Source organism: Micromonospora sp. CB01531 (assembly GCF_001905095.1).
Taxonomy (GTDB): Bacteria; Actinomycetota; Actinomycetes; order Mycobacteriales; family Micromonosporaceae; genus Micromonospora.
The window spans coordinates 21,783-28,077 of sequence record NZ_LWLS01000130.1 but is presented as its reverse complement, the minus strand read 5'-3'; the positions used below and the strand labels follow the sequence as shown (position 1 = coordinate 28,077).

At 67.9% G+C, this 6,295-nt stretch carries 5 protein-coding genes; 4 read left to right on the top strand and 1 reads right to left on the bottom strand.

Annotation, left to right across the window (positions count from 1 at the left end; translation table 11 throughout):
- Positions 1–959, bottom strand: a 959-nt coding sequence (locus A6A27_RS39465; protein WP_073839774.1) for an RNA-guided endonuclease TnpB family protein, incomplete at its 3' end; no start/stop codon positions are given.
- A 23-nt stretch (positions 960–982) separates the two neighbouring features.
- Between A6A27_RS39465 and tnpA the strand changes: the two genes are divergently transcribed.
- The 4 genes from tnpA (at position 983) to A6A27_RS39445 (ending at position 6,264) form a co-directional block, all read left to right on the top strand.
- A complete protein-coding gene (tnpA, locus tag A6A27_RS39460) occupies positions 983–1,414 on the top strand; it encodes an IS200/IS605 family transposase (RefSeq protein ID WP_073839773.1) in 432 nt (143 codons plus the stop codon).
- 49 nt (positions 1,415–1,463) lie between these two features.
- Complete coding sequence (locus A6A27_RS43955; protein WP_073839772.1) at positions 1,464–1,751, top strand: hypothetical protein; 288 nt, start codon at positions 1,464–1,466, stop codon at positions 1,749–1,751.
- A 184-nt stretch (positions 1,752–1,935) separates the two neighbouring features.
- Positions 1,936–3,531, top strand: a complete 1,596-nt coding sequence (locus A6A27_RS39450; RefSeq protein WP_073839771.1) for a beta-N-acetylhexosaminidase — start codon at positions 1,936–1,938, stop codon at positions 3,529–3,531.
- Between the two features lie 54 nt (positions 3,532–3,585).
- A complete protein-coding gene (locus A6A27_RS39445; RefSeq protein WP_073839770.1) occupies positions 3,586–6,264 on the top strand; it encodes a glycoside hydrolase family 2 protein in 2,679 nt (892 codons plus the stop codon).
- Positions 6,265–6,295 lie beyond the last annotated feature (31 nt).

Genomic DNA, 6,295 nt, shown 5'->3' with positions numbered 1-6,295 from the left:
ACGTGGACGAGGGCCAGCCCGGCCCGGGCGGCTTTGTAGGCGATGAACTGGCCGAGTTGGTGGAACGCCCACGAGTGCAGAGTGACCCGCTGGGGCCGTCGGAGCCGTACCCGGTCGCGGATGCCCGTGAGGTTCTCCAGGGCAATCCCGCGGCCGGTGCGTTCGGCCTCGGTCACGATCTGCTTGGCGATGCGATGGTTGGTGTCAGCCGCGAACCGGGCTTCCCTGCGGCGGCGGGCCTTCAACAGCCGCTTGGCCGATTTGGTGCCGATGCGCTGGAGTTTGGCCCGCAGCCGCTGGTTACGATGCCGCACCCGGTTCAAACCCTTGCCGCTGTGTCGGGTGCCGTCGTTGGTGGTGGCGATGTTCGCGATGCCCAGGTCCACACCGAGGAACCCGTTAGGCTCCTTCACCCCCATGTCAGGAATATCGCACGTGGCGTACAGGTACCACTTGCCGTCGCGGTGCACCAGGTCGGACTCGCCCTTGCGGTGGGCGGCCAGCGTGGCGTGCTGCTGCTCGGAGCAGCCGAATCGGATACCGGCCTGCCGCCCCGCAGTGGTCCAGATAGAGACCGTGCGAGAGCGCATCTGCCAGGACAGGCACCGGTCGTCGAATGGCTGCGCGGCGTCCCGGCGGAACCCGACCGGCTTCCCCTCAGCCTTACGTCGACGCTTCGACCCGGGCTTACCGAGGTTGCCGGCACGGATGTTGGCCTTCAGGGTGGCGTACGCGCCGGAGACCTTGCGGGCGACGTGGATCGCCGGCTGAGCCGACAACCCCATCGCTTTCAGCCGCCCGTAGGTAAGTCGCTGCAACGCCTGCTTCCCATAGACCCGCCGCTGGAACGCCTCAACCGACGCCAGATTCGCGGCCTCGTTGCACAGGCTCAGTGTGTCCCGCAACGCCGCCTCCTGGCTGGCGTCAGGGAACAGGCGCACCTGCACGACCAGTTTCACGTCCACAGTATACCGTTTGGCCTATGTCACCCCGATGGACCCCAGACCCGAATGTTCGCCGAGGCCGCAGCGTCGTATACAACCTGCACGTGCATCTTGTCTTCGTCACCAAATATCGGCGGGACGTACTCAACGACGCCATGCTCACCCGGTGCGGGCAGATCATGGCTGACGTGTGCGCCAAGCTCGGCGCGGAGTTGCGGGAGTTCAACGGCGAAGACGACCACGTCCACCTCCTCGTCCACTACCCACCGAAACTACCGATCTCAACCCTGGTCAACCGGCTCAAAGGCGTCTCCACGCACTACCTGCGGCAGGAATTCACCGCCCAGATCAACCAGCACATCACACACGGCCACCTGTGGTCACCGTCGTACTTCGCCGGATCGTGCGGTGGGCCACCCCTCACCGTCATCCGCGAGTACATCGAAAACCACCAACGTCCAAGCTCGTGACGCGATTCCTCCCGGCCCTGAAGGGACCGGCATTCCTCGCTAGGCCACGTTGAAGGCCGACACGGCGGGGGCGCTGACCGACCCGGCCCTGGCCCTGGTACAGCCGTTGCGGACCCGGCTCACCGAACTGGAGAACGAGGCGCTGGCCGTCCGAGAGGAGCTGGCGACATCCCAACGGGAGCTGCAGGAGCTGCGAGCGACGGTGTGGGACCTGACCAGGACGCTGGACCGCTGGCGGGAGGCGATCCTGGCGCCGGACGCGACCATGCGCCAAATCCAGGCGCTCGTGGCGGGGGAGGAGCGCCGGGTCCGCAACCAGCGCCGCCGCAACCCTTGACGATGCACCGTTCGCGTGCCCACTGAGGAGGCAGCCGGTCTTCACGGAGAGGGGTGGGCCGATATTTGTTAGGTAGCTTGCCTTATTAATAGATGGCGGCTACCTTGACTGCTAGCGACGAAGGTCGATGTGCGGTGAGCGTCGCGCGCGCTTCCTGCGGCATCGCTGGGCTCCGGAGGCAGTCATGACCATCGGCGGCGTACGTCTGCTCACCACCGTCATCCTCGCCCTGGTCGGCAGCGGGGTCGCTCCGGCCGCCCCCGCGACTCCCGCCGCGGCCGCCGTCTCGTTGGCCTCCGTCGTGCCGGCGCCGGTCACCGCCACCCCGGCCACCGGCGTCACCTACCGGGTCACCGCGGCCACGGCGATCTACACCGAGCCCGGTTCACCGGCTGTCGCGGACGTCGCCGGCCAACTCGCCGCCATCCTGCGCCGCTCCACCGGCTATCCGATGCCGGTCGTCGACGCATCGAGCCCCACCCCGACGGACGGCATCGCGCTGCTGCTGTCCGGGGCGCCGGCGAGCGTCGGCAACGAGGGCTACCAGTTGGACGTCACGACCGCGTCGATCGCGGTACGCGCCAACCAGCCGGCGGGTCTGTTCGCCGGCGTCCAGACCCTGCGTCAGCTGCTGCCCCCTACCGTCGAGAGCGCGACGGTGCAGCCCGGGCCGTGGGAGGTGGCCGGCGGGCGCATCGTCGACCATCCGCGCTTCGCCCACCGCGGCGCGATGCTCGACGTCGCACGGCACTTCCTCCCGGTCGCGGTGGTCAAGCGGTACATCGACGAGATCGCCCTCTACAAGGTGAACCGGCTGCACCTGCACCTCTCCGACGACCAGGGCTGGCGCATCGCCGTCAACAGTTGGCCCAACCTCGCCGTCTACGGCGGGAGCACCCAGGTCGGCGGCGGTACCGGCGGGTACTACACCCAGGACGAATACCGGCAGATCGTCGCGTATGCCGCCGCCCGGTACGTCATGGTCGTCCCCGAGATCGACATGCCGGGTCACACCAACGCGGCGCTCGCCTCGTACGCGGAACTGAACTGTGACGGTGTGGCGCCGAAGCTCTACACCGGCACCAAGGTCGGCTTCAGCTCGCTCTGCGTGAGCAAGGAGCTCACGTACACGTTCATCGATCAGGTCCTGGGTGAGCTAGCCGCGCTGACTCCCGGGCCCTACCTGCACATCGGCGGCGACGAGGCCAGCTCCACCACCGCCGCCGACTACGCCACCTTCATGAACCGCGCGCAGCAGATCGTCGCCGGGCACGGCAAGTCCGTCGTCGGCTGGCACGACATAGTCAACGCCCCGGTGCTGCCGTCCACCGTCGCCCAGTACTGGGGGACCACGACCTCCCACGCCGCGGTGGCGGCTGCCGCCGGGAACGGCATCAAGATCATCATGTCGCCGGCCAACCGCAGCTACCTCGACATGAAGTACAACTCCCGCACCCGGCTGGGCCAGCGGTGGGCCGGCTTCATCGAGGTGCAGGACGCGTACGGCTGGGACCCGGGCGCCTATCTCTCCGGAGTCGGAGAGACGTCGGTGCTCGGGGTCGAGGCGCCGCTGTGGACGGAGACGATCGAGACGCTCGCCGACGTCGAGTACATGGCCTTCCCGCGCCTGCCGGCGATCGCCGAGCTGGGCTGGTCGCCGGCCAGCACCCATGACTGGACGTCCTTCCAGCAGCGGCTCGGCGCCCAGGGCCCGCGCTGGCGCGTCATGGGGATCAACTACTACCACTCCACCCAGGTGTCCTGGCCCACCGGCTCCTAGCCGCCGCGCACCGCGCGGCACACCGCCTTGATCAGATCGAGGAGGCCACCACCCATGTCATCGCGCCTCATCATCGACCGACCTCGCCTGCTGAACCGCCGACTGCTCGGCACGCTGCTCGCGACCCTGGCCCTCGTGGCGAGCGTCGGGCTCGTGCACGTGCCGAGCGCGAGCGCCGCCACCGTGGGCTCGACCGAACTGTCGACAGGCTGGGCGTTGCGGTCAGCCACCAACGTCACCGACCCGGGCGCGACCATCTCCCAGGTCGGCTACAGCACCACGGGCTGGAGCCCGGTCTCGCTCCCGTCGACCGTCCTGGCCGGGCTGGTCGCCAACAACGTCTACCAGAACATCTACTTCGGTAGGAACCTGCAGTCGGTGCCCGACCTGACCGGTCAGAACTGGTGGTTCCGGGGACAGTTCACCGCCTCGGCCGCGACCGCGGACCAGGCGTACTGGCTGCGCTTCAAGGGGATCAGCTACCGGGCTCAGATCTGGCTCAACGGCACCCAGCTCGACGCCAACGCGGTCGGCACGATGGTCGTGCACGAGTACAACGTGACGAACCTGATCCGGCCCGGCGCGTCCAATGCGTTGGCGATCCTGGTCACCCCGCCGGCCCACGACTGCAAGGACCTGTCCTTCTGCACGGTGGACTGGAACCCGGAGGCGCCCGACATGAACGCCGGGCTCTGGGGCAGGACGCTGCTGGACACCACCGGCCCGGTGGCGTTGCGGGACCCGTACGTCAGGACGGTGCTGCCGTTGCCCGCGACCAACGCCGCCGACCTCACCGTCTACGTCGACGCCCTCAACGCGACCAACGCCCCGGTCACCGCGACGGTCAGCGCCACGATCACCAAGGCCGGCTATCCCACCATCTCGGTCAGCCAGGCCGTCACGCTGGCCGCCAACGAGCGCCGCGAGGTCACCTTCGACCCGGCGAGCTATCCGCAGCTGCACGTGGCCAACCCCGCCCTGTGGTGGCCCTACCAGTACGGCAGCCCGGAGCTCTACCAGCTCGCCACGTCGGCGACGGTGGCCGGCGCCACGTCGGACACCAAGTCGATCAACTTCGGCGTCCGCCAGTTCACCGACTACCGGACCACCGTCAACGGCACCTCGTTCGTCGGCTACCAGGTCAACGGGCAGAAAATCTTTTTCCGCGGCGGGGGCTACATGTGGGACATGCTGCAGCGGTGGGACACCAGGACCAACGCCACGCACGTCCAGTACGTCAAGGACATGGGCCTCAACACCATCCGCCTGGAGGGCACTCTCGGCAACGAGGAACTCTACGACCTGGCCGACCGGGCCGGTGTCATGATCATGCCGGGTTTCGTCTGCTGTAGCGCGTGGGAGAACGACAGCACCTGGACAGCCGAGCAGCAGCAGGTGGCCAACGCGTCGCTGGAGAGCCAGCTGCGGGCGTTGCGCGCCCACGCCAGCCCGTTCATGTGGAACTACGGCAGCGACCAGCCGCCGACCGCCGCCCACCTGACCATGTACAAGAACACGGCGGCCCGGCTGCACTGGCAGAACCCGACGGTGGACAACGTGGCGACGTGGTCGAACGCCAACGCCGGCATGAAGATGGACGGCCCGTACAAGTGGGAGCCGCCGGTGCTGTGGTGGGACAGCCCCGCCCAGTCCGGCAGCGCGTTCGGCACCACCGGCGAGCAGGGCACCGAGGCGCCGCCGCCGCTGGAGAGCCTGCAGAAGTTCATCCCCGCCGCGGAGCTGTGGCCGATCGGGACCACCTGGAACTACCACGCCGGCAAACCCAGGAGCGTCTTCGACAACATCCAGGTCTTCACCGACGGCGTGAACAAGCGGTACGGCAGCACCACCAGCGCCGAGGACTACTCCCGCAAGTCGGAGCTGCAGAACTACGAGAACACGAGGTCGTTCTTCGAGGCGTGGAACTCGCACGAGTACAGCCAGTCGTTCGGGGTCATCTTCTGGATGCTCAACAACGCCTGGCCGGCGGTGCACTGGAACCTGTACGACTACTACTTCAAGCCCGGCGGCGGCTACTTCGGTAGCAAGAAGGCCAACGAGCCGGTCCACATCGCCTACGACTACAAGACCCGCAACGTGTACGCGGTCAACTCCACCCTGAGCGCACGCAGCGGGCTCACCGCCACGGCCAGCGTGTACAACATCCCGAACCTGACGCAGGCGTACACGACGACGGTGCCGGTCACCGCGGCGGCGAACGCGTCCACGCAGGTCCTCACCCTCCCGGCGCTGACCGGCCTGTCCGCGACCTACTTCATCCGGCTGCAGCTCAAGGACACCACCGGCGCAGTGGTCAGCAACAACCTCTACTGGTACTCCACCCAGGCCGACGCGCTGGGCAACAAGAAGAACTGGTACATGACCTCGGTCAAGACGTACGCCAACCTCACCGGGCTCAACAGCCTGCCGTCGAACCCCAACCTGGCGGCCAGCGTGACCCGGACCGCCTCCGGCGGGCAGGAGACCGCCACCATCCGGCTGACCAACAACAGCCCGACGAACATCGCGTTCTTCCTGCGGCCGGAGATCACGGCCGGCAACGGGGGCAACGAGGTGCTGCCGGTGAACTACACCGACAACTACGTGTCCCTGTGGCCCGGGGAGTCGACCAGCGTCACCGCGAGCTACCAGACCAGCGACCTCGGCGGGCAGGCGCCCTACCTGCGCGTTCGGGGTTACAACATCCCCACGTCGTCGATTCCGGTGCCGTAACGACGGGTGAAAGCGGGGGCGGCCGGCGCCG

What these genes read in the sequence shown, in the direction of transcription:
- tnpA (WP_073839773.1), top strand. Translation starts at nt 983, where the DNA reads ATGTCACCCCGATGGACCCCAGACCCGAATGTTCGCCGAGGCCGCAGC.
- A6A27_RS39450 (WP_073839771.1), top strand. Translation starts at nt 1,936, where the DNA reads ATGACCATCGGCGGCGTACGTCTGCTCACCACCGTCATCCTCGCCCTG.
- A6A27_RS39445 (WP_073839770.1), top strand. Translation starts at nt 3,586, where the DNA reads ATGTCATCGCGCCTCATCATCGACCGACCTCGCCTGCTGAACCGCCGA.